Genomic DNA, 23,375 nt, shown 5'->3' with positions numbered 1-23,375 from the left:
ACCTAGAAAGTTTGCAACGCGTTTGTCATAGCCCGTTGTAGAGATATAGAGATCGCTCGGTACTGCTTGAGTTTGGCAAAAAAGTTTTTAATCAGGTGACAGGCTTGGTATAAATCCCGGTCGTAGTCATGAGGGTTATTACGGTTACGCTTGGGGGGAATCACTGCGGTTTTACTCTGTGCCGAATCAGCCGCTCAATTACTTGCTCATCCGCATCTGATGCCTTTGTCTGCTAACACTGTGTTAGCAACAATCTTGGGTAGCAGTTGGTCGGCTCCATCAAGGTCGCAGGCTTGGCCAGGTGTCAAGTGGAAGCTTACTGAGTTCCCTAAGGCATCGACCACAGCATAAATCTTGGTACTTAATCCGCCTTTGCTGCGACCAATGGCTTCTGTAGACGGATCCCCCATGCAGAGCACCAGCGCTGTGTTGATGGGCGCGGACAACCGCCCTTGTCAATCATCGCATATTCGTTGTCGGTATTCTTTTTCAGCAGTTCTGATTCCAGTTTACCTAATTGATCACACGTCCTAGTAGACTGAAAAGATAAGGAGCCAAGTCAAGGAGATAAGGCTACATTTTTTGTGCAAGAATAATGTCTATCTGTTAGCAGGAGATAACTGGGAGAGATAACTTTGTAGTCACTAAAGCAGCTATTAACCCAACGTTGCTAGTTATAGATTCAGGCGATCGCTATATACGATTAGGTACAAAATATCAAAATATAGCTTGAAACTACAATATTTTTTGTATAAATTAATACTATTTATTAGCAGTTGAATTGTTGAAATTTTCCTTTGATTGTGTAAATTATTATTTGTTTTTATTTTATTAAGCTTGCTTTTTTAATGCAAATAGATTTCAATACTCTTTAAATGCTAGTAGTTGTCAACTAGATATTGAGTGGTGTAACGGAGTCAAAAAATAATAATGAAGTCTAAACAGTTTGTTCTCGGTCTATTGCTGACAGGTACACTCGTGGTGTTGGTGACAGAACCTACTAGAAGTGAGGAAATATCATCACTTCTAGTTCATAAAAGTACAGTGTCCACCGACGCTAACAAAGGCTTTATTCAGCAAAAACGCCTGATTATCAAAGAGCAGACTGTTGAAGCAATCCGACAAATTCGGCAAGTAAGTGAGATAGAGAATCCAGCCAAGAGCGACCAATTGTTATTAGTGCAGTCGCCAACATAATAAACAGCGTCTTCTGAAGAAATCGTGCAAGTTTACGATTATCAGATTCAGTAACCGTGAGGTTTTGCTGACTATTGATTTCTGCTGGTTAATATGCTGTTGTTTTTGCTCAAGTAGTCTCTACCATGTCCGCGAAAAAGCTCCGTCATCTGACCTTTATTCTGCATCGCATCCTGGGTTTTGCGATCGGATTAATTGCCATCCTAGTTGGCATAACTGAGAGTCTGATCGTCTTCCAGCGTGAAATCAACGAGTTTCAACTGCATCAACAGTTTAGCGCTATTATTTTTCAGGGCGATCGCATATCTCTGGAAGTTGTTCTGGATATTGTCAAAGCCGCCTATGCCAATCTGCCAGAAATGGCATTGCAAAGTGTTTATTTCCCAACTAAACTGGATGATTTCTTTAATGTCGTGATCTCAATTTTGGGCAACGATTGGATAGAAGTCTACGTCAATCCTTATACAGGGGCAATTATTACTACCGCCATATTTTTACTGTTCACATTTTTCACTGGATTTGCCTGGAATTTGGGCTATATTGACCCTCTGATTCGTACCATTACCTTCAGTCCTTCGCTGCCTGAGCTTCTCTCTGTGCCGTTAGCAGGTCAATCTCCTCTACCTCTGAGCCAGCAGATAAAAACGGCTCAACTTGCCCTACCCGACGGAGCATTGCAGAGCATTGACTTAACGACAGATCCGAAAGCGCCTCTGCGATTATGGATGAAGCTTCCCCAAGAAAGGGAGGAATACGGCATGAGCAATGTCTATCTGGATCAATACAGTGGTCGGCTTTGTTTTAAGAAGTACTATTAGGTGTGTGGAGTGATGAAAGTGTTGCGATCGCTGTTTATTTCCTGGTTTTTTATTGCTGTGGTTATACAACCAACTCAGGCAAAGCAAGTAACTGAAATTTATCGTGTGCAAGAACTAGACCGTTCTGCAAAAACAGTCAAAGAATGGTTTGCTCAAATAGAACAGCAGAATCTCCCTTTACCAGCCCAAAATCAAGGGGGTGAAGTTATACAAGTGACTTCAGTCAAGGCAAACTCCACATCTAAGGGTGTGGAGGTGATTTTACAGACATCCCTTGGGCAACAATTACAAGTAGTCAATCGCAGTTCGGGTAATAACTTTATTGCTGATATTCCCAATGCTCAACTGCGTTTACCCAATGGTGACGCTTTTACATTTCGCTCAACTTCTCCAATTGCAGGTGTTAGCGAAATAACGGTAACGAACTTTGATGCTCAGACTATCCGGGTGAGTGTGACAGGTGAGGCAGGTGTACCGATTGTTGAGTTGTTTGACAGTCCGGATGAGGGTATTATCTTTTCTGTGGCTAGTTCTGCACCCTCTGCACAACAGCCTCAAACGCAACCAACGCCGCAAGAGCAGCCATCAACTCAGACGCAGCCTAGTCAACCATCAGCAGAAAGTGATGAGCCGATTGAGCTTGTAGTGACGGGCGAACAAGATGGATACACTGTGTTAGATGCAAGTACTGCAACTTTAACTGATACACCTTTACGTGATATTCCTCAGTCGATTCAGGTGATTCCCCAACAGGTAATCAAGGATCAAGGAATCACGCGGATTGTGGATGCGGTTCGCAATGTATCTGGTACTCAGATCGGAGCAGGCTATGGCAATGTTTTCGGTGAAGTCAGAATTCGCGGTTTCGGTGGCGGTCAATTAGTAGATGGATTTGCTGGTTTACTTCCTGCCAATGGTGCCAATATTGAACAGGTAGAAGTGCTTAAAGGTCCAGCTTCAGTGTTGTATGGAGAAGGAGATCCGGGTGGTCTAATAAATTATGTAACGAAAAAACCTTTAGACACCCCCTATTATTCTGCTACTTTTACGGCTGGCAGTTACGATTACTATAATCCTGCAATCGACCTATCTGGGCCACTAACGACCGATAAAAAGTTATTGTATCGTTTGAATGTTTCCTATGAAAATTCTGGCAGCTATCGGGATTACATTGAAAACGATATATTATATCTCTCTCCAGTTATCACCTACAAAATTAATGATGCCACAACCTTAGACTTCGCCTATGAATATCTAAATTCTAAACAAGGATTCGACCGAGGCTTTATATTTAGACCACCAGCAACCTATTTTACATTGCCCAGAAATCGCCTTTTAAATCAACCCGACGATTTTTTCAATACTGAAAGCCATCGTGTCGGGCTAACACTCAATCAGCAGTTTGGTGAAAATTGGCGGTTGAGAAGTAGATTTTCCGCACAATTTGATGAAAATAGTGAAAAAGTCACCCAAATCGGCGCTGATCTTTTAGAGGATGGTCGAACTTTGCCGCGAGAACAGTTTGGTGATGGTCCGAATTATTTACAAAGTTATGCTCTGCAAACCAACTTAATTGGGAAATTCAACACGGGTACGATCGCCCATAAACTGTTGTTAGGTGTGGACTGGAACCGGAATATATCTTATAGCAGCGGCTATTATATTGATGATTTTCCTTCGATAAATATTTTTGAGCCAAACTATGACGTTCCACTGCCTGAGCGCATCTATAGCGATAGTAACAGCGCAAGTAACGGCATAGGAATTTACTTGCAAGACCAGATAACATTGTTGCCCAATCTGAAGTTGGTTCTAGGCGGGAGATATGACTATTTTGACACAAGCAGTGAAGATTTAAGTAACCCTGACGAACCGCAAAAGTCTAGTGCTAATTCTGAAGCCTTTTCACCGCGTGTAGGCATCGTTTATCAACCAATCGAACCAATTTCGCTGTACGCCAGCTACAATCGCTCTTTTGCATCCAACTTAGGGACTCTAAAGGTAGGCCGGATTCAAATAGAGCCTTCCTATGGTACACAGTATGAAGCTGGCATCAGAGCTGAACTTTTAGACAAGCGACTTTCAGTAAACCTTGCATACTATGACATTGCTAAAACAAGTATCCCCACTACAGACCCTAACAACGACCAATTCTCAATCGCAATCGGAGAAGTGAAAAGTCGAGGAATTGAACTGGATGTAGCCGGGGAAATTTTACCGGGTTGGAAAGTGATTGCCTCTGGTTTTCTCAATGATGCTTATGTTAGCAAAGGTTATGCCGGACTTCCCGAAGGTCGCCATCTGACAAATGCACCCTATCATGGCGCGAGTTTCTGGACAACTTATGAATTTCAAAAGGGTAACTTGCAAGGATTACAGTTGGGTGGGGGATTGTTCTTTAAAGGCGATCGCACTGCCAACCTCGATGATCCGTTTACTCTACCGTCTTATGTCACAATCGATGCCTTAATCGCTTACAAACGGGATAATTGGCAGGCTGCGCTCAACTTTAAAAATATCTTCAATGTCAAATATTACGAATCAAACGACTCTCTTGTCTTCCCCCAAGCACCATTTACGCTACAGGGCACAATTTCAGTGACCTTTTGATCCCACTCTAACACTCTCCTTTTAACCTTTTGGAACTAGATATAGCAATCCGAATTGAATTGTGAGAAAATACGGAGATTAAAAATACGTATTTATACGCTTTTCAGCCTTTTACTCTCTCACAAATGATTTAGGATTGCTATAGTTATTTCCGCCTTGCTGTACTAGTAGAAGAGATCCTGTCTTAAAACTATCAAAGAAGCTTTGAAATTAACTGATAGCTAATCACCGCAAATCTATAATCCAAAATTGATACAAGTGCGTACTCTCATTATCGTCTGGCTCAGTCAAATAGTTTCTATCGTTGGCAGTAACATGACCGGATTTGCTTTCACTATTTGGGTGTGGGAACTGACGGGTCAGGCTACGTCTTTAGCCTTGTTTGGTTTATTTGCACAAGTACCGCAAATTTTTATTATTCCCATAGCTGGGGTGATTGTAGATCGCTTTAACCGTAAATATTTAATGATGGTTGGTGACACAGTAAGCGGGCTGTTGACCATAATTGTCTTACTGCTTTACATAACTCATAATTTGCAATTATGGCATTTATACTTAGCTGTAGGAATCAAAGGGACTTTTCAGCAATTTCAAACACTTGCATTCTCGGCATCAGTATCAATGATGGTGCCAAAGCATCAGTACAGTCGCGCTAGCAGCATCAGCTTCCTGGCAACTTCTAGTTCTACTATCATCGCACCAGCCTTGGCAGGTGCCCTCTACGCAGTCATTGGTCTTGTTGGCATCTTAATTATCGATATCACTACTTTTGCGATCGCTTTACTTACATTGCTACTAGTACATATCCCGCAACCTACGGTCACAAAAGCGGGTATGCATGATAGCACAAAGCTGAAGCAGGATCTCTATTTTGGCTGGCGCTATGTTGCCGTGCGCCCTGGACTGCTTGCTATGCTAATATTAGTGTTGCTGTTCGTTTTTGCCGATCAATTAGTCGAATCACTTGTTACTCCCTTAATTCTGGCACGCACTGGTAATGATACTAAAGTATTAGGTGTTATATTTTCGATAGCAGGGTTGGGCGGCATTATTGGAGCGTTGCTCGTAAGCGTTAGGGGTAATTTCCAGCCCCGAATACATGCAATCTTGCTAGCTATGGCGGGTGCTGGTTTGAGCCAAACAGTGTTTGGTCTGGGGAGAGTACCGTTAATTTGGTTTCCTGCCCAATTGTGTTCATCTCTCAATTTCCCAATAATGGGCAGTGCCCACGACTCTATATGGTTAAGCAAGATAAAACCTGAGTTACAGGGACGTGTTTTCGCAATTCGCTCTATGGTGATGCCGATTAGTAGGGCCTTAGCAAACTTGATAGCTGGGCCACTAGCTGATGGTGTTTTTGAACCAGCAATGAAGCCTAATGGTACTCTTGCCCCCATCTTGGGTTGGATATTTGGCACGGGAAGTGGTGCAGGCATAGCACTGCTGTATGTCATTTCTTCGCTATGCATGTTAGTGATTGGCTTAGGTGGATATGCCTTTCGTGTGTTGCGTGAGGTAGAAATCATCTTGCCAGATTATGATGCCGATGCAGAGTAGTCGGTGGCTGAGTGTAACAGAAACTTTAAATCGTTTTCAAGGAAGTGAACATGATTACCCAAGATTCTCTAACTAATTGCCATTTCTGCTGTAAGGTAAACAGTTCTGTAATGGCAGCTTGGAACTTAGGTACTCAGCTATCTTTAGAGGAAGTTAAGCAGTATTGCGTCAGTCGTTTAGTCAAAGTGACGTTGAAACATAATTTTTAGACATATTAAATATCAAGCTTTTATCTACTTTTAGTGCATCAATAGCTTTTGGTTAAGCACCAGCTTTCAGGATAATAAAAATAGTTTTACTGGAGTTATGAACATGGCAAATATTGTATTTTATATTAGTTTTTTACAAAACGAATTTAATAGTACTCTCAAGCTAGCAAAAACGCTCAAATCACTTGGGCACAAAATATTTTATTTAGGAATGCTAGATTCAGAAGAAAAAGTTATTAAATATGGCTTTTCATTTTTACCAATTTTAGAAAAATGGTTTCCCAAAGGATTTTACCAAGAAGAAGACTATAATAAACTAAACTTTAGCGGATTAAGGTTATTATTAGAGTACAGAAAATACACGAAAATTATAAATTCTTTAATTTATTCCTTATACAAAGGGGAAAATAGAGAAATACATAATGTAATAAAAAAAATAGATACTGATTTACTATTGATAGGTACATCTTGCTCTTTTGAAGCTTCATTGATAGCATTCATAGCTTATGAGTGCCAGATATCAACTATTTATTTAACAGATATGTTTACAGAATTACCACCACCAAAAAAATTAATCCAGCAAGAGAAAAATAGTAATTTAAGTAATAACTTTCTGAAAACATTTTATAAATATCAATTTCAAAATTGGAGCAAAGCATTTCAAAGAAATTTGGGTTGGTTGATTGGAAGAACTTTAGATGAAGATATTATTAGAAAACTTGCAACTGTTAAGAGTAAAATTCCTTTAGAATTGTTAGATTTTTCTATAAATCTTCCTTTGAAATTACCACACTTGTTTTTATGCCCAGAGGAACTAGATTTTCCTGACTCTTTTAGAGAAGGATGCTATTATGCCGAAGCTTCTATAGATTTGCAAAGAGAAGAGCCATCTTTTGATTGGTCAAAACTGAATAAGGATCAAATTCTAATTTATTGCTCTTTGGGAACTACAGGAGAAACTTTTGAAACTTTAGGTATAAAAAAAGTCAAACAATTTTTTCAAAATGTAATTGATGCTGTATCTCTCAAAAAGGAATACCAATTAATCGTCTCAGCAAGCGACCATATTAATGTTGAAGACTTTCACTCTGTCCCAGAAAATACGATAATCGTTAATAGAGCACCACAATTAGCACTTCTTGAAAAAGCATCTCTAGCAATCATACATGGAGGAGTACGTACTATTAAAGAATGTATATTTTTTGGAGTACCAATGATAGTATTTCCTGTGAGTTCCGATCAACCAGAAAATGCAGAAAGAATAGAATATCATAGATTAGGTGTAGTTGGTAACATTAAAAATACATCTGCTAATCTGATCATGGATTTTATTGAGAAAATAGAAAATGATTTTTTGTTAAAGCAGCGATTAGAAGCATGGAAAAAAAAGTTTAGAGAAATAGAATACTCTGAAAAGGCAACAAAATTTATACTGAAGATTTTAGAACAGAACAAATGTATATAAAAAATTTAAATAGATTCCAGAATTCATAAAATATAGTAGAGATGAGATTAGAAAATATGAGTAATAATTTAGAAGAAAGATATTCTTCAAATGGAGCTAAATATCTAGCTCAACATAAATATAGTGAAGCAATAGCTTTCTATAAGAAAAGCATTGAAACTGATCCTACATTAATGTCTAATTATTGGTATCTATGTTTAGCACTATTGCTTCAGGAACAAAAATCAGAGGCTATGGCTATTTGGCTATCTATTCTAGAGAAAGCAGACATAGAAAAAGTTAATACTTGGACATTAGATCTAGTTGAAGTGCTAACAGCAGAAGCTATCAGATACAAAGGAGTCCTTGACTTTGAGTCTGCCCGTAAAATGTACGGGTATGTGGCTATTGCACGGAGTGAAGCCTGGAAAAAAGTGAAAGGGTATAAGTTCACAGAAGATTGGTTTAGTCAAAATCTCCCAATCTGGGAAGAGTATCTAATACACTTAGCTAATAAGCCTGAAATTAATATTCTAGAAATTGGTAGTTGGGAAGGTATGTCTGCGTGCTGGCTACTAGATCACATCCTCACTCACAAATCCTCAAGAATCACGTGTATAGATACTTTTGAGGGAAGCATTGAGCACAAACTTGAATATAACGATAGTTACATAAAATCTGTTGAGGAAAAATTTGATTTCAATATTTCCCAAACAGGAGTATCAGAGAAAGTAACGAAAATTGTTGGTAGTTCGCAACATGTGATGCGATCGCTCCCTCTTAAAAGTTACGACATGCTTTATATTGATGGCTCTCACTTAGCAAGTGATGTCCTTACGGATGCTGTTTTAGGTTGGGGACTTGTCAAGATCGGAGGGCTCATTGTTTTTGATGACTACGATTTTAAATTTCCCAACAGCGTAGATGCAGGGCAGGAAACAAAAATTGGCATAGACGCTTTTCTGAAGGTATTTTGCAAAAAAATCAACATTATTCATCAAGGTCATCAAGTTATAGTTGAAAAGGGCGTTATTGCGTGAAGTTTAGGGAAGTAGTTGATAAAAATCTCATTATAATATGCAAGATTTTTTTAACATTTAACATTTCTGCTTCTAATGATACTCCCTTTTCTATTCAGTATTATAGATAGAGTCGCTAATTGAGAAGTCAAAAGTCAATCATATTTTCTATTTTCGGGCAATTTCCTGATTTCGGGAATATTTATGTCGGGGTGCGTTACACTTCGTTAACGCACCTTTATATAGCCGTAGTCATATAGGTTAGGACAGTGTTGATCGCTCAAAGCCTTGACAAAACTGGGTTTTTACTCAACACAGGCTAAACGCCCCGCTGACGCTAACAGCACTCAGCACTTTGCTATACATGAGAAGTTACCCAAAATACAAAATTATTACGTCAACCAATAGGGCGATTTCCGGGATTGACTGCATGAATATATTCACTACCCGATCGCGGTCTTCCTCGTTTATAATAAGCTTCTTCTGGTTTACCCCATCCTAGCTGCAAAATCATTTCTAAAAAGTTAGAATTTTCCCACTTGCACAAACTTGCCCACTCTGTTCTTTGAACAATTCTTTCAACATCAGATGTGACAATTTGTTGGTGTTGTTTACTATTATTAAAACTCAAGTATAAATCCATCCCCACAGTGACTTCACACCAAAATTTTACGATGGAATTCTTAGCAGCTTTTAATATCTCTAAGTCACTAGCGAGGGCAATTAACTCGGTATCTATTTCGGGATAGCGCAAACTTTTTCCTTTAACTGTCATTTCCCGCCAGATAATACCAGAAACTCGATTTTCTCTTTGATACTCGTGAATTGCAGTTTTGAAATCTTGATAGGCAGTGAACTGTTGCAGTCCATCAGTTCTGATAAACTGGTCAATTACAGGATTGCCAGAGACTGTTATTTCTAATTTTAAACGTTTCCCTTTAAGGCAAGCTTGGCGTTCGGCTGCCAAAATTTGAATTAGCTCTTGGGTGGTGTAAACTTTTGACATCAGAATACACTTTAGTTAATTATTGGGTATTGGGCTTTGACTACGGACTATAGACTATAAATTAATTTCCTAAAGTGTTAACCCAGATATTTTAATATTATGCTTTGGCATCGGCAGAAATGTAGTAACAGATAGCACTAAAAATTAGGGCAGACCAATTTGGCCTACCCCAAAAGTTATTTAGCTAACTCACTACTGAACTCATTGAAGGCTCGCCGCTTTAGCTGTGCTGTTTCAGTGCGTGGTAATAAATCAAATATTTTGCGAAATTGATCGTCTATCTCTTCAAAAGGTACTTGACCCTTTTTATTCAAAACTACTTCACCTGATTTATTTAACACCACTACTTGCGGAACACTGCCAGTATAGTAATATCCTGGTTCTGTAGGGTCGTAGGTGTCTTTAGGCAGAATATTATCTACACTAATCGGCATAATCTCTGCTACCCGACCATAGAATTCCTGTACGCGTGAAATGGAAATGGCATATCTTTTAGAATCGCTGCTATCATCCAGATAAAAAGCCAAAAATACGGGTTTATGTTCCGCTAAAGTCTGTGCTAATGTCTGTCTGGGAGGAACTAATGAACCATTGCCTGCATAAACGACAAAGATATTGCCATCATATAAATCATTATTAAGACCAGCAGATGCAGGTTGCATACTTATAATGAAAAGACTTGCAAGCAACAACAGGCATTTGGATAACCACCTTTGCCAGCCAGTAATTTGTTTATGTAAAAAAAGGAACTTTGTACTATTCATCAAAAGGAACCTTGCAAGCTACTACTTGTTGGGATGTGCTTAATTTGGCAAGCGGGGCTAGATATGTAATTACGCCCACACACTATTCTTTAAGATAACGCTTACTGAGATTATCTCTCGCAAGTGGCTGGTATCGCTACGCGCAAGTCAAAACAGAGATAAAGTAGTGCAACCGTAAGGCTCAAGAATCCAAAATCGTTCAACTGAGCGAATGCGAACAGCGTCTCAAAGAGAAGTCGAAGTCTAAAATTAAAAATTCAAAATTGCGATCGCTGGCTTTTTCAGCCAGGATTCGCTAAACTCACAAGATTAAATTTGCACTTTTAATTAGCAACCGCCAAAAGGCTAGGGTAGAGATGTGGGAAAAATACAATTCATAGATAGACTGCGATTGGGTTTCGCGGTGTCAGTGGCAAAAAGTGTGACGTTTATAGTGCGATCGCTGCGTCTGGGTGCTGCTAGTGTGTTACCAGGCTCGATTGCTCGTCGCATTGAACCCCGACTCTTACAATTATTGAGTCAGCAAGTAAAAAACGGAGTAATTTTAATTGCTGGTACTAACGGCAAAACTACTACAGCATTGCTTTTATGCACGATATTAGAATGCAAGGGTTTTCGCATCACTCATAATTCTACAGGTGCAAATCTGGAAAATGGCTTAATGACGGCGCTGTTAGAAAGCACCAACTTACTAGGTACGCTAAATACTGATTATGCCATTTTGGAAGTTGATGAAAATATTGTACCAAGAGTATTAACCCCACTTCAACCGCGAATCATTCTCTGTTTAAACTTGTTCCGCGACCAACTCGATAGGTACGGCGAAGTAGACACAATTAGTAAGCGTTGGACAAAAGTTATTTCTACCCTACCAGCAGAAACGGTAGTAATTCCCAATGCTGATGACCCAACTTTATCTAACCTCGGTCAGCAGTTACCGCAACAGGTGTTATTCTTTGGCTTGAATGAACCAGAACATTATCTAGAAGCTATTCCTCACGCTGTTGATTCTATTTACTGTCCCAAATGTGGACATTCCCTAGATTATAAGGGTGTTTATTTGTCTCATTTGGGAGATTTTACTTGTCCCAAGTGTGGTTTTAGTAAAAGTAAACCGACTCTCGAAAGTAGTGAATGGTCGCAAATTCTGGTTGGTTTGTACAACAAATATAATACTTTGGCGGCTGTAACTGCGGCTATTGAGTTAGGGGTTGATGAAGCAACAATTAGAGATACTATTAACAATTTTCAAGCTGCCTTTGGTCGGGCTGAAGATTTAGTAATTAATGGTAAACGAGTGCGAATATTGTTATCCAAAAATCCTGTGGGAACAAATGAAACTATTCGCGTAGTTACTCAAAGCACAGATAAAACCACACTGCTGGTATTGAACGATCGCACACCCGATGGCACTGATGTATCCTGGATTTGGGACGTAGATACCGAGAAACTAGTCGAACGCGGCGGGACTTTAGTAGTGAGTGGCGATCGCGTCTACGATATGGCACTACGTCTACGTTACAGCCAAAAGTCCCCTGAGAGTAACTTAAATTTAATAGTCGAAGAAAATTTGCGACAAGCGATCGCTACTGCATTAGAGCATACACCAGAGAATGAAACTTTGCATATTCTGCCTACCTACTCAGCCATGCTAGAAGTGCGAGAAGTTCTAACTGGTCGGAAAATTCTTTAAATTGGGCATTGGGCATTGGGGATTGGGCATTGGATAAGAGTTTTTTCCTAGCCCATGCCCTATGCCCCATGCCCCATGCCCCATTCACTAAAATTATGAATTCTCAAAATTTAGAATTAACGATAGGTTGGCTTTATCCGACGCTGATGAGTACTTATGGTGATCGCGGTAATGTAATTACTATAGAACGTCGCGCTCAATGGCGGGGATACGATGTGAAAGTATTACCCTTAGATCAAAATTCCACAGCCGCAGATATTAAAACTGTCGATGTCATAGTTGGTGGTGGCGCACAAGACCGCCAGCAAGAGATTGTCATGCGTGATTTGCAAGGTGCGAAAGCTGATGCAATGCGCGATAAAATCGAAAATGGAACACCAGGAGTATTTACTTGTGGTTCACCCCAATTACTGGGACATTATTATGAACCAGGCTTGGGACAACGAATTGATGGTTTGGGAATACTCGATTTAGTATCTGTGCATCCTGGTGAAAATACTAAGCGCTGTATTGGCAACTTAGTAATTGAAGTGACAGCTTCTCGTCTGGCGCGAGATTTAAAAGAGATGACAGGTAGCACACCATATTTAGTAGGCTTTGAAAATCACGGCGGACGCACCAAACTGGGAAAAGTGGAAGCTTTGGGGCGAGTGGTGTACGGTTTGGGAAATAATGGTGAAGATGGGACAGAAGGAGCATTTTATCAGAATGCGATCGCTACTTATTCTCACGGCCCATTGTTACCGAAAAATCCCTTTGTTGCCGATTGGTTAATTCAAACAGCGCTGCGGCTAAAGTATCAGCAGGAAATTACCTTAACACCTTTTGACGACAGCCTCGCTGCACAAGCACGAGAAGCGATGTTTAAGCGATTGAAAGTCAGTTTACCAAGTGTTGGTGTGGCGAAAGTTTAACCTCAGTTCGCTGATTAAGCCTCTCCGTTTCGGGGAGAGGCTTGGAGAGGGGTCAAATTTGACATAAAACAAGAGGGCAAAGTATGATTCAAGCCTTAACCAAACAAGTAACATTTGATGAATTTATCGCCTGGTATCCCGAATCTTCAGACAGGCATTATGAACTACATGATGGGGTAATTGTTGAAATGCCTAAGCCAACAGGGAAGCACTCAGAGATAGCTGGATTTATAAATGGTTCTTTGTTTATTGAAATCACCCGTTTGTCTATTCCTTGTTTTATCCCAAAAGAATGCGTCATCAAGTCAGTTAACACTGATTCAGGTTATGAACCAGATGTAATCGTTCTTGATAGACAAGCTGTTATGGATGAACCTCGTTGGAAAAAAGAATCTATCATTACGCGCGGTAGTTCCGTCAAGTTGGTTGTAGAAGTTGTTTCAACCAACTGGAGTGATGATTATGCTTTGAAGCTAGAAGATTACGAGTCTTTAGGTATTCCTGAATATTGGATTGTAGACTATCTAGGTTTAGGTGGTAGGCGCTTTATTGGGAATCCTAAACAACCAACTATCTCGATTTACCAATTAATTGAAGGTGAGTATCAAGTTAGGCAATTTAGGGGAAATGACTGCATTCAGTCGCCAGCGTTCCCAGAGTTTAATTTAACTGCTGAACAGATTTTTCCAGCTGGGGAAGTCGCGTAATTTAGGTGGCTAGATTGTTGGATTTTTAGTTGGGGAAATAGTTACAGAATACAAACGTTTAAAACTATCTTATTTCATTCCCAAAACAGCATTCATTAAACCGACTCAGAGCGAAGCAGCTTACTCACCATATGTACTGTTGTTGAATAACTCTAATTTAGTAAATGAATCTCTGTGGAAAAAAGAATCTACTGTAAGCCAAGCGGCATCAATTCTTTTAGTAATTGAGGTGGTAAGTACCAACTGGCGAGACGACTATTTTACCAAAGCAGGTAAATACGAAGAGGTTGGAATACCTGAATATTGGATTGTAGATTATCTAGGTTTAGGTGGTAGGCGCTTTATTGGCAATCCTAAACAATCAACTATCTCGATTTACCAACTAATTGAAGGTGAGTATCAGGTTAGGCAATTTAAGGGAAATGACCGCATTCAGTCGCCAGCGTTCCCAGAGTTGAATTTAACTGCTGAACAGATTTTTCAAGCTGGAGAAGTCGCCTAAAAAACGGCTAAAGAAGTAAAAGAACCATCAAAGACTCGTCCGCGAGTATCAAAGACTCATCAGCGAGTATCAAAGACTCGTCCGCGAGTATTAAAGACTCGTCCGCGAGTATTAAAGACTCATCGGCGAGTATCAAAGACTCGTCCGCGAGTATTAAAAACTCATCGGCGAGTATCAAAAACTCGTCCGCGAGTATCAAAAACTCGTCCGCGAGTATTAAAGACTCATTCACAAGTATCAAAGACTCATCGGCGAGTATCAAAGACTCATTAACGGAGTTCATAGCCCCATCAATGAGTATTAAAGACTTGTTTACAAGCAAATCTGAGCCATTGGTAATGATAAATTCTTTTTAGATTCCGTAAAAATCATTAGCGCTCATGTAGTGCTATACAGGATAGTAGTTTGCTTTGATATCTTGTAGCATTCTCAATTAGCACCTGCGATCGCCTGAAACTCGAAGTTCTAGGAACCAATAGCCAAAGCCACTCAAGTAGACTAAAACCTAAGTGTGGAAAAAATTTAGTCCTCTTAAGAGGACTTTCGCTATCAGCCATAGGTTTCTAACCTGTGGCGGTTGCTGGGATTAGAGCAAAATATTAATAGTTGTGAGATTGTCCAGCGACTCAGGGGCATTACATATAACTTTCGTTGACAGGTGAACCTCAGTATGGCAAATACGCCTCAACATTTCCTTGAAAAAATACAAGAAGCGAAAGAGAAACAGCTTAAAGAATTAGATTTAAGTGGTGGTGCAAAGGGAAACTTAACAGAGATTCCTGCTGAGGTGTTTGAACTGGAATGGTTGAAGGTATTGTATTTAAACTACAACCAATTAACAACGATACCAGAAGCCATCACCCACCTACAAAAATTAACTGGGCTGGATTTAAGGGCTAACCGATTAACTGCGATACCAGAAGCTATTACTCGCCTGCCAAACTTAACTGGGCTAAACTTAGGGCTCAACCAATTAACGACAATACCGGAAGCTATTACTCGACTACAAAACTTAACTGGGTTGAATTTAAGCTTCAACCGATTAATGACGATACCGGAAGTAATCACCCGCCTGCAAAACTTAACTGAGCTGTATTTAAGTGGCAACCGATTAATGACGATACCGGAAGTAATCACTCGCCTACAAAACTTAACTGTACTGGATTTAACAAACAACCAATTAACGACGTTGCCAGAAACCATTACTCATCTGCAAAACTTAACCGCGCTGTATTTAACAAACAACCAATTAACGACGTTGCCAGAAGCCATTACTCGCCTGCAAAACTTAACTTTACTGACTTTAAATGATAACCCCATCGAAAAGCCACCACCAGAAATTGTTGCACAAGATATTAAGGCAATTAAGAATTATTTTCGACAATTGGAAGTAGAAGGCACAGATTATCTGTATGAAGCAAAGTTACTAATTGTTGGCGAAGGAGGAGCAGGGAAGACAACACTGGCGAAGAAAATTGAAGACCAAAATTATCAACTTCGAGAGGAAGACTCTACAAAGGGAATTGAGGTTATACAGTGGCGTTTCCCAATGGAAAAGGGGCGAGAATTTCGAGTTAATATCTGGGACTTTGGGGGACAAGAAATTTACCATGCGACTCACCAGTTTTTCCTAACCAAGCGTTCCCTGTACGTTTTAGTGGCAGATAATCGCAAGGAAGACACAGATTTTGATTACTGGCTGAATGTGGTGGAATTGTTGAGCGATAACAGTCCACTGCTAATCATCAAAAATGAGAAGCAAAATCGCCACCGGGAGATTAATGAACTCCAGTTACGAGGGCAGTTTACTAATTTGAAGGAGACTTTACCAACAAACCTTGCTGATAACAGAGGTTTAGAACAAATTTTAGAACAAATCAAGCATTACGTTAAAAATCTACCTCATATTGGCAGTCCGCTCCCAAAAACCTGGGTTAAAGTCCGGGAAGCTTTGGAGAGTGACGCACGCAATTACATCGGCTTAGATGAATACCTGAACATCTGCCAACAAAATGGGTTCACCCAAAGAAATGACAAATTGCAGTTGAGCAGCTATCTGCACGATTTGGGAGTATGCTTGCACTTTCAGGAAGACCCACTTTTGAACAAAACCGTCATCCTCAAACCCAAGTGGGGAACTGATGCAGTCTACAAGGTGCTAGATAATGAAAAGGTAATTCGTAATCTGGGCAGTTTCTCTCGCTCTGACTTGGCAAACATCTGGTGTGAATACGAATACGCCACAATGCAGGATGAACTCTTGCGCCTGATGATCAACTTCAAGCTGTGCTACGAAATTCCTAGAAGCCAAGGAAAATATATTGCTCCACAGCTGCTATCTGCTAATCAACCCTTTTATAACTGGGATGAAACCAACAACCTGATTCTGCGTTACACCTACGAGTTCATGCCCAAAGGCATCATCACCCAGTTCATCGTCGCCATGCATGAGTTGATGAATGAACAACAATGTGTCTGGAAAAGCGGCGTTGTTCTGAGCAAAGACCAGACGAAGGCAGAGGTAATTGAATATTACGGCAAGCGGGAGATTAAGATTCGAGTTTCAGGTCTTCACAAAAGAGATTTGATGACCATAGTTACACATGAACTCGATAAAATTCATGACTCCTACCAACGACTAAAGTACAACAAGTTAATCCCCTGTAATTGCCACACCTGCAAAGATAGCCAAGAGCCACACTTTTACTTTTTTGAGAGATTGCGACAGTTTGTAGCCGATAAGCAAGAGGGCATTCAATGTCAAAAAAGCTATCAAATGGTTGATGTTTTAGGCTTAATTGATGATGTGATGGATAAAAGGGAGTTCCTGAAAGCAGAACAGCACAAGAGTGGTGATTTTCTCCCTAATCCCTCAGAGACAAGAAGGGAAAATGTCGTTGTAACAATTAATAATGTAATTCAGCCATCAAAGCAAGAGAATAATTTTATGACAGAACCATCTAAACAGGAAGAAAATTCTCAGCCAGAAGACATAGTTAAACTTCCGTTTGCGTTTAGAAATGGAATGTTCTACTTATTTGTATTTGTAGTTGTATTTTGTCTAATTGCATTTTTTGGTGGTTCGCTACTGTTTCATTATCTAGCTTTAGCAATTATTGGTACAGCAATATTTATCGTCTTAATAGGCGTTTTACAACTCCGTCAAGATGACCGCCTTTCTGAGAAATCTTTTGTAGATTTGACAAAAATTGTACTGGAACAGTTACCTTTAATTAGCAATATTATTAAGCAGTTTCAAGGCAACAAATAAGAGTATAGCGATTTAATATGCCGCTTGGTGTTAAAATCCGATTCGGATAAGATCCCCCTGCCTGCGGCGACCCCCTTAAAAAACAGGTAAATAGAGATAATCCTACCAAATGTGACTTAAATCCAAAACAAAGCCAGGTAATAACGATTCATCAGAAAGTGTCTTAGGATTATCTAATTTCTCAATCGGAATATTAGGACGATAAATAAAAACTTGGTTTTGTTTTCTATCAATTAACCAACCAAGTTGTGTACCATTATCAATATACTCTTGCATCTTGTCTTGCAAAATTCGCAAGTTGTCGCTCTCAGAACACAATTCAATCACAAACTCAGGACAAATCGATGCAAATTTTTTTCGCAGTTCCAATGGTATGGCTTCCCAGCGATCACGTTTTATCCACGCTGCATCAGGCGAGCGCACTGCACTATTAGGCAAAGTAAACCCACCACTGGAACCAAAGCCTACACCTGTACCATCTTGCTTTGTCCAAATACCCAACTGAACAATAATATCAAAGTTGTGCTGATCGGTTTCGGAACTAGTAGATGGCATAATCATTAATTCTCCCACAGCATTGCGTTCGATACGAAAGTCGGGGTTTAACTGACAAAACTCGTAAAATTGATCTTCGGTTAATGCGATCGCAGGTTGCAATTGCAAGACCATTGGTATAATTTCTGTGACTACAGGTAAGTTGGTGGTCATAATTGCTGTTTGGCTACTTCACTTGCTTTCACTATAATCTCTTCACGTTCTAGGCGCTTTGGGAATGCGTCTACATGAATTGCCCTTACCTAAAAATCTATTTCAACTCAATAATGCCAAAATTTTAGGGGTGGTTATGAAACCACCCCTTTATTCTCCTAATATTTAGAATTTACTTGCAGCCTTTTAATGGAAAGTTAATTTACTCAGAAATTTTAATCGAACTTTCAACTTGAGAAGTCGCCAGTGTTGGTGCAGAGAAAACACGCGAGTACAGACTTGATGGTTGTTGATGAGCAATAACTGGTAGAACTTGACGAGCATGGGCGGCTAATTCTACTGCTTTCACATCATAAGTCTGCGTTGCTAATTTTGGATAAAACCCGATTCCGATGATTGGCAATAACAAACAAGCAGTAATAAATATTTCGCGGGGTTTGACATCAGATATTACAGCATCCAAGTGCAACTCTTTATTTTGCTCCCCGTAAAACACTTGACGCAGCATCGACAGTAAATAAATCGGTGTCAAAATCACGCCAACTGCTGACAGCAGCACGACTACAACTTTGAAGCTGGAACTGTAAACATCACTGCTAGCGATACCCAGAAACACCATTAACTCACCTGCAAAACCACTCATTCCGGGTAAAGCCAGAGAAGCCATTGAACCAATGGTAAACAAAGCAAAGGTTTTGGGCATTACCTTAGCCATACCGCCCATTTTATCCATCATCAAGGTATGGGTGCGATCGTAAGTCACGCCAGACAGGAAGAATAAGCTAGCAGCAATCAACCCGTGGGAAACCATCTGTAACACTGCACCGCTGATACCCAGCTCTGTGTAAGAGGCAATCCCAATCAGCACAAACCCCATGTGGGCAATTGAAGAGTAAGCCAAGCGGCGTTTGAGATTGGTTTGAGCAAAGGCACAGCAAGCACCGTAGACAATGTTAACCACACCCAAAACTACTAACACTGGGGCAAAAGTCACATGGGCATTGGGCAACATTTCCACATTGAAGCGGATCAGAGCATAACCACCCATTTTTAACAACACACCAGCCAAAATCATCGAACCGGGTGCTGATGCTTCACCGTGAGCATCAGGTAGCCAAGTGTGTAAAGGGAAAATCGGCATTTTCACACCGAAAGCAATTAAGAAACCTGTATAAACCAACAATTCCAAGGTTTTGGGGTATTCTTTCATTCCTAAAGTCGCCATATCGAAAGTGACGGTATCTCCAGAAAAGACAAGTGCAAAACCAGCAATCAAGATAAATATTGATGCAGCAGCTGTGTAAAGAATAAATTTGGTAGCGGCATAACGGCGGTTTTGTCCTCCCCAGATGGAAATCAGCAGGTAAATCGGCACTAATTCGATTTCCCACATCAGAAAGAATAACAGCAAATCTTGGGCAACAAATACGCCAAGCTGGGCACTGTACATCGCTAACATCAAACCATAAAATAATCGCGGCTTGGTGTTAACTTTCCAAGCCGCGAATATTGCGAGGGTATTTATTAAGCCTGTTAGAAGCAGTAAGGGCATCGATAAACCATCAACCCCTACAGCCCAATGCAAACCCAACTGCGTTATCCAAGGATAGTTTTCTATAAGTTGAAGTCTTGAACTCTGAAAGTCGTACTTATACCAAAAGGCATAAATTATCAGTGCAAAGTCGGCGATCGCAACTCCCAGACTATACCACCGCACAGTTCTACCTTCCTTGTCTGGGATTAAGGGGATGGCTAAGGTAGCCACCAAGGGTAAGAGGATTATGGCTGTTAGCCAGGGAAATTCAATAGCATTCACCACTTCTGACAATCAATTTACCTTATCGCTTTTAATTTAACTATATTAAGTAATTAATACTTTTGTAAACATTCTTTAACTATAAAATATTAAATTTTTGATGAAGCTAAGAACATATACTCATTAAATGTCAAATTTTCAGGATAAATAAGAATAAATACTTATCAAATTTTGACGATTCTATTCTAAATGTAAACTTTTGCAACGTCAACAAAAAACGGCAGCTAAAGCTACCGTTACAATACAGTTACATTTTCTGGTTCAGCCCAATTGTCAGGGCTATTTAGTCTACGCGAGCTTGATTGAACTGTTAAACCTAGATGTGAAAATCAACTTTCCATCAGATTCTTAATTTTGACAAGTATTGAAAACAGTTGATCTTCAGCTACTAACAGACTTAATTTTTTAATTGGACATCGGTTTTTGTTCCACCAATACCAGAAGAACGTTTGGCAATAGATGGGTATTGCACATTCGTTGCACAGTCAAAGATTGCAGTTAGTCTTACCAAAACTTTCTCAGTACAGTATCAGTTTATTTACCCTTACAATAGGTTCTAGTAATTTGGCGGATTTTGACACCTTCACTTCCACAAATATCACAGAGCATGTGCTGCCTTCTGGTATTAGTGTATGTGTAAAGTTTCCAGTGATCGCACTTTGCGAATTAGAAGTGCGATCGCTTGACAGTATGATGTGATTGGACTTGTAAGGGAATTGGGGTACAATTACATATTTTGTAATTTAAATAGCTACTTACTAAATTGCCTTCCGTCAAGGTTGAAGTGAAAGTAAAGGCTTATTTTAAATTTTAACATTTTATTTATTTGACTAGATATAAGTTTTTAAATTAGCCAACTATATTTAAGTATGAAGTATAAATTAAATATTAACTTATTATGTTATGGCTAACGTTTTTATAAGCTATAGACAAATTGATACCGAGCTAGCTGAAAAACTTGCTTCAGAAGTTGCCCATACTGGTCATCAAGTGTGGTTTGCTGAATGGAAAATTAATGTTGGTGATTCAATTGTTGAGCGCATCAATGAGGGGCTGGAAGGGCTAAGTTATTTAGTATTGTGTTATTCTTCCTCAGATATGTCGCCGTGGGTAAACCGTGAATGGATGTCGGTTTTGGCGAAGCAACTCAGTGGACACGGTGTTAAAGTTTTACCTGTTTTACTGACAGGAGGCCAACCCCCTGCCATTTTGGCTGATATCAAGTATGCTGACTTAATTAAAGACCGGTCTAAAGGTATATCTGATTTACTAAGAGCTATCAAATGAAAAAAATACTTCAGCAGGTTCTCATAGCTCATGCAAAGGGAGAAGAGGAATTTGCCGAAAAATTAGGGGAACCAATTCGAGCAGCTGGCTATGAAGTAGCGCATCGCATAGGGCGGCAGTTTGAGCATGTTACAGTAGCCGAACTGATAAAAGAAGATAAAGATGATTTTGCTAGTCGCTGGTGTGATATTACCGAATTACCAGAGCGAAAAGAGAAGGCAAAAACAGAGTTGATTCAAGACATTCATAGTGCTGACCGCATTGAGCGTCTTACTGGGAATCCAATGCTGCTGACTACAATGGCGTTGGTTAAGCGTAAAGTTGGTAAACTACCGACTCGCCGACATAAGTTATACGCACAAGCAGTAGATGTACTACTAAATTGGCGCTCTGAAGTAGACGAACCTATAGATGAAGATGAAGCATGGCCGCAGTTAGAGTATATTGCCTATGCCATGTGTGATAGAGGAGTACAGCAGCTTCGCAAAGATGAAGTGATAGAGTTATTTGAAAAGTTCCGAGAAGAGTATCCCAATCTTCATGAGGTAAAAAAACACACACCTAAAGAATTTCTGAGTTTGTTGGAGCGTCGCACAGGTATTTTAGTAGAAGCGGGTGTTATTCCACATAATGGCAGAGACATTCCTGTATTTGAATTTCGTCACCTCACATTTCAAGAATACTTGGCAGGCTTGGCACTTGTGCAAGGTCATTTTCCTAACCGCGATCGCTCTCTCAACCTTGCTGACTATGTAGCCCCACTTGCTGCCCAAATTAATGAAGTGAAATTAGATCATCCTATTAGCGTTCGCACTCAGCAAGAAGTAGTGGTAACTGAAAACTGGCGAGAGGCACTACGTCTTTGCGTAGCTTCTTGCAAGCAATGATGATGATGTGGACAATGTTTTGCGAGCTATCCTCAAACCACTTGAAACAGAAGACGCTCAGATTACGGCTCGTCCCCGTGCAGTGCTGGCTGCTCTGTGTTTAGCTGATGAACCTAATGTTAGTGAACAAATGGCACAGGAGATATTACAAGAGTTTGTTAGGAATGTTGGTGAGCCTGACGGCAATGCACCGTTTTCGGAAACTAGTGTAGATACAGCTGCTTTAGAATTGGCTGAATCTCAGTGGACAGAGATACTGTGTTCGATCCTTCTTCAAGAATTTCAACGAAGAGAAGCAAAAGTTCGCGAGGATTGTGGCAATCTTTTGGGAATGATTGCTACAGCATCGATGTCAAACGAACCGGAAATTATTCATAAATGTTATTTGGAACAAGTATCTCGTCTTAAGTTAAGTCAAGAGGAGTCAACAAAGGCAGCTCTCATCATTGAAAAAATACTTTTGAAGCAAATTATACTTTTCCCAATTAATCAAATATTTTTTGATGATGTGCCTGGAATGGTAGATCCGTTGCTAGAAATGCTTACGGATAGCCCCCCAACTTCCCATGCTGCGGCTAGAGTACTGCGATTATTAAATCTTGATTTTCGTAGTAATAGCAAGCGTTGGCAACCATCAATAAAAGAGAAGGAACTATTAATCTCTTTGATCAAAAATCCAACATCTGATACACAAGCATTGGCTCTAATATGCAGAATTCTAGGTAACGAACGTGAAAAGCAGGCAGTTGAACTCCTGATTGCCAAGCTCAATGATGCCGATAGCGATGTCCAGCAAGCTGTAGCAGGGGCACTAGGGGAAATTAAGGATGCACGAGCAGTTGAACCCCTGATTGCCAAGCTCAATGATGCTGATAGCGATGTCCAGCAAGCTGTAGCAGGGGCACTAGGGGAAATTAAGGATGCACGAGCAGTTGAACCCCTGATTGCCAAGCTCAATGATGCTGA

At 40.0% G+C, this 23,375-nt stretch carries 22 protein-coding genes and 1 pseudogene; 16 read left to right on the top strand and 7 right to left on the bottom strand.

Features of this window, described 5'->3' with window-relative positions; translation table 11 throughout:
* Window positions 1-2: 2 nt before the first annotated feature.
* Entirely contained in the window at window positions 3-164 is a 162-nt protein-coding gene (locus V7K89_RS22580) for a hypothetical protein (RefSeq protein ID WP_335191098.1), read from the bottom strand.
* Window positions 165-206: 42 nt separating this feature from the next.
* Entirely contained in the window at window positions 207-410 is a 204-nt protein-coding gene (locus V7K89_RS22575) for a hypothetical protein (RefSeq protein ID WP_335191096.1), read from the bottom strand.
* Between the two features lie 520 nt (window positions 411-930).
* On the opposite strand from V7K89_RS22575, the gene V7K89_RS22570 reads away from it, so the two are divergent.
* The 7 genes from V7K89_RS22570 to V7K89_RS22540 all read left to right on the top strand — a co-directional run bounded on the left by V7K89_RS22570 (window position 931) and on the right by V7K89_RS22540 (window position 8,875).
* A complete protein-coding gene (locus V7K89_RS22570; RefSeq protein WP_335191094.1) occupies window positions 931-1,197 on the top strand; it encodes a hypothetical protein in 267 nt (88 codons plus the stop codon).
* Between the two features lie 125 nt (window positions 1,198-1,322).
* Window positions 1,323-2,015, top strand: coding sequence for a PepSY domain-containing protein (locus V7K89_RS22565; RefSeq protein ID WP_335191092.1), 693 nt, complete (start codon window positions 1,323-1,325; stop codon window positions 2,013-2,015).
* Window positions 2,016-2,027: 12 nt separating this feature from the next.
* Window positions 2,028-4,625, top strand: a complete 2,598-nt coding sequence (locus tag V7K89_RS22560; protein ID WP_335191267.1) for a TonB-dependent siderophore receptor — start codon at window positions 2,028-2,030, stop codon at window positions 4,623-4,625.
* A 258-nt stretch (window positions 4,626-4,883) separates the two neighbouring features.
* Window positions 4,884-6,182 carry an MFS transporter gene (locus V7K89_RS22555; RefSeq protein WP_335191090.1) on the top strand — a complete coding sequence of 433 codons (1,299 nt, stop codon included), beginning with the start codon at window positions 4,884-4,886 and terminating at the stop codon, window positions 6,180-6,182.
* A gap of 50 nt (window positions 6,183-6,232) precedes the next feature.
* Window positions 6,233-6,391 (top strand): hypothetical protein, encoded by a 159-nt coding sequence (locus V7K89_RS22550; protein ID WP_335191088.1) that lies wholly within the window; start codon window positions 6,233-6,235, stop codon window positions 6,389-6,391.
* Between the two features lie 103 nt (window positions 6,392-6,494).
* Window positions 6,495-7,856, top strand: coding sequence for a glycosyltransferase (locus V7K89_RS22545; protein ID WP_335191086.1), 1,362 nt, complete (start codon window positions 6,495-6,497; stop codon window positions 7,854-7,856).
* Window positions 7,857-7,897: 41 nt separating this feature from the next.
* A complete protein-coding gene (locus V7K89_RS22540; RefSeq protein ID WP_335191084.1) occupies window positions 7,898-8,875 on the top strand; it encodes a class I SAM-dependent methyltransferase in 978 nt (325 codons plus the stop codon).
* Between the two features lie 376 nt (window positions 8,876-9,251).
* On the opposite strand, the gene V7K89_RS22535 is transcribed toward V7K89_RS22540, so the two are convergent.
* Entirely contained in the window at window positions 9,252-9,860 is a 609-nt protein-coding gene (locus V7K89_RS22535; RefSeq protein WP_335191082.1) for a hypothetical protein, read from the bottom strand.
* Window positions 9,861-10,036: 176 nt separating this feature from the next.
* Window positions 10,037-10,624 (bottom strand): thylakoid membrane photosystem I accumulation factor, encoded by a 588-nt coding sequence (locus V7K89_RS22530; protein ID WP_335191080.1) that lies wholly within the window; start codon window positions 10,622-10,624, stop codon window positions 10,037-10,039.
* 358 nt (window positions 10,625-10,982) lie between these two features.
* On the opposite strand from V7K89_RS22530, the gene V7K89_RS22525 reads away from it, so the two are divergent.
* The 4 genes and pseudogenes from V7K89_RS22525 to V7K89_RS22510 form a co-directional block, all read left to right on the top strand.
* Complete coding sequence (locus tag V7K89_RS22525; RefSeq protein WP_335191078.1) at window positions 10,983-12,317, top strand: Mur ligase family protein; 1,335 nt, start codon at window positions 10,983-10,985, stop codon at window positions 12,315-12,317.
* A gap of 95 nt (window positions 12,318-12,412) precedes the next feature.
* Window positions 12,413-13,231, top strand: a complete 819-nt coding sequence (locus V7K89_RS22520) for a type 1 glutamine amidotransferase (RefSeq protein ID WP_335191076.1) — start codon at window positions 12,413-12,415, stop codon at window positions 13,229-13,231.
* A gap of 83 nt (window positions 13,232-13,314) precedes the next feature.
* On the top strand, window positions 13,315-13,938 hold the full coding sequence (locus V7K89_RS22515) for a Uma2 family endonuclease (RefSeq protein WP_335191074.1): 624 nt from the start codon (window positions 13,315-13,317) through the stop codon (window positions 13,936-13,938).
* 13 nt (window positions 13,939-13,951) lie between these two features.
* A pseudogene (locus V7K89_RS22510) lies at window positions 13,952-14,440 on the top strand (Uma2 family endonuclease); the annotation flags it as partial.
* A gap of 7 nt (window positions 14,441-14,447) precedes the next feature.
* On the opposite strand, the gene V7K89_RS22505 reads toward V7K89_RS22510, so the two are convergent.
* Complete coding sequence (locus V7K89_RS22505; RefSeq protein WP_335191072.1) at window positions 14,448-14,723, bottom strand: hypothetical protein; 276 nt, start codon at window positions 14,721-14,723, stop codon at window positions 14,448-14,450.
* 387 nt (window positions 14,724-15,110) lie between these two features.
* On the opposite strand from V7K89_RS22505, the gene V7K89_RS22500 reads away from it, so the two are divergent.
* Window positions 15,111-17,711, top strand: a complete 2,601-nt coding sequence (locus V7K89_RS22500; RefSeq protein ID WP_335191070.1) for a COR domain-containing protein — start codon at window positions 15,111-15,113, stop codon at window positions 17,709-17,711.
* Window positions 17,712-17,813: 102 nt separating this feature from the next.
* Here the strand turns inward: V7K89_RS22500 and V7K89_RS22495 are convergent, their stop codons facing one another.
* Together V7K89_RS22495 and V7K89_RS22490 are read right to left on the bottom strand one after the other, a co-directional pair.
* The gene (locus tag V7K89_RS22495) at window positions 17,814-18,419 is read right to left on the bottom strand and encodes a Uma2 family endonuclease (protein ID WP_335191068.1); all 606 of its coding nucleotides are present in this window, start codon (window positions 18,417-18,419) and stop codon (window positions 17,814-17,816) included.
* Between the two features lie 202 nt (window positions 18,420-18,621).
* Window positions 18,622-20,235 carry an NAD(P)H-quinone oxidoreductase subunit 4 gene (locus V7K89_RS22490; protein ID WP_335191265.1) on the bottom strand — a complete coding sequence of 538 codons (1,614 nt, stop codon included), beginning with the start codon at window positions 20,233-20,235 and terminating at the stop codon, window positions 18,622-18,624.
* A gap of 459 nt (window positions 20,236-20,694) precedes the next feature.
* On the opposite strand from V7K89_RS22490, the gene V7K89_RS22485 reads away from it, so the two are divergent.
* From V7K89_RS22485 to V7K89_RS22470, 4 genes are all read left to right on the top strand, one after another.
* Window positions 20,695-20,934: a hypothetical protein gene (locus V7K89_RS22485; protein WP_335191066.1), complete on the top strand. Its 240-nt coding sequence runs from the start codon at window positions 20,695-20,697 to the stop codon at window positions 20,932-20,934.
* A gap of 204 nt (window positions 20,935-21,138) precedes the next feature.
* Window positions 21,139-21,522, top strand: coding sequence for a toll/interleukin-1 receptor domain-containing protein (locus V7K89_RS22480; RefSeq protein WP_335191064.1), 384 nt, complete (start codon window positions 21,139-21,141; stop codon window positions 21,520-21,522).
* Window positions 21,519-22,409, top strand: a complete 891-nt coding sequence (locus V7K89_RS22475) for an NACHT domain-containing protein (protein WP_335191062.1) — start codon at window positions 21,519-21,521, stop codon at window positions 22,407-22,409. Before V7K89_RS22480 ends, V7K89_RS22475 begins: the two co-directional genes overlap by 4 nt.
* Window positions 22,410-22,416: 7 nt before the next feature.
* A partial coding sequence (locus tag V7K89_RS22470) for a HEAT repeat domain-containing protein (RefSeq protein ID WP_335191060.1) occupies window positions 22,417-23,375 on the top strand: 959 nt, incomplete at its 3' end.

It is taken from the genome of Nostoc sp. (genome assembly GCF_036917515.1).
Taxonomy (GTDB): domain Bacteria; phylum Cyanobacteriota; class Cyanobacteriia; order Cyanobacteriales; family Nostocaceae; genus Nostoc.
The sequence above is the reverse complement of the archived record's forward strand: the minus strand, read 5'-3'. Positions and strand labels throughout refer to the sequence as shown.

Excerpts from the sequence above, each read along its gene's own strand:
- V7K89_RS22505 (WP_335191072.1), bottom strand. The coding sequence starts at position 14,723 with ATGAACTCCGTTAATGAGTCTTTGATACTCGCCGATGAGTCTTTGATA.
- V7K89_RS22495 (WP_335191068.1), bottom strand. The coding sequence starts at position 18,419 with ATGACCACCAACTTACCTGTAGTCACAGAAATTATACCAATGGTCTTG.
- V7K89_RS22560 (WP_335191267.1), top strand. The coding sequence starts at position 2,028 with ATGAAAGTGTTGCGATCGCTGTTTATTTCCTGGTTTTTTATTGCTGTG.
- V7K89_RS22550 (WP_335191088.1), top strand. The coding sequence starts at position 6,233 with ATGATTACCCAAGATTCTCTAACTAATTGCCATTTCTGCTGTAAGGTA.
- V7K89_RS22530 (WP_335191080.1), bottom strand. The coding sequence starts at position 10,624 with ATGAATAGTACAAAGTTCCTTTTTTTACATAAACAAATTACTGGCTGG.
- V7K89_RS22480 (WP_335191064.1), top strand. The coding sequence starts at position 21,139 with ATGGCTAACGTTTTTATAAGCTATAGACAAATTGATACCGAGCTAGCT.
- V7K89_RS22565 (WP_335191092.1), top strand. The coding sequence starts at position 1,323 with ATGTCCGCGAAAAAGCTCCGTCATCTGACCTTTATTCTGCATCGCATC.
- V7K89_RS22535 (WP_335191082.1), bottom strand. The coding sequence starts at position 9,860 with ATGTCAAAAGTTTACACCACCCAAGAGCTAATTCAAATTTTGGCAGCC.
- V7K89_RS22575 (WP_335191096.1), bottom strand. The coding sequence starts at position 410 with ATGGGGGATCCGTCTACAGAAGCCATTGGTCGCAGCAAAGGCGGATTA.
- V7K89_RS22475 (WP_335191062.1), top strand. The coding sequence starts at position 21,519 with ATGAAAAAAATACTTCAGCAGGTTCTCATAGCTCATGCAAAGGGAGAA.
- V7K89_RS22500 (WP_335191070.1), top strand. The coding sequence starts at position 15,111 with ATGGCAAATACGCCTCAACATTTCCTTGAAAAAATACAAGAAGCGAAA.
- V7K89_RS22485 (WP_335191066.1), top strand. The coding sequence starts at position 20,695 with ATGGGTATTGCACATTCGTTGCACAGTCAAAGATTGCAGTTAGTCTTA.
- V7K89_RS22545 (WP_335191086.1), top strand. The coding sequence starts at position 6,495 with ATGGCAAATATTGTATTTTATATTAGTTTTTTACAAAACGAATTTAAT.
- V7K89_RS22520 (WP_335191076.1), top strand. The coding sequence starts at position 12,413 with ATGAATTCTCAAAATTTAGAATTAACGATAGGTTGGCTTTATCCGACG.
- V7K89_RS22515 (WP_335191074.1), top strand. The coding sequence starts at position 13,315 with ATGATTCAAGCCTTAACCAAACAAGTAACATTTGATGAATTTATCGCC.
- V7K89_RS22540 (WP_335191084.1), top strand. The coding sequence starts at position 7,898 with ATGAGATTAGAAAATATGAGTAATAATTTAGAAGAAAGATATTCTTCA.
- V7K89_RS22570 (WP_335191094.1), top strand. The coding sequence starts at position 931 with ATGAAGTCTAAACAGTTTGTTCTCGGTCTATTGCTGACAGGTACACTC.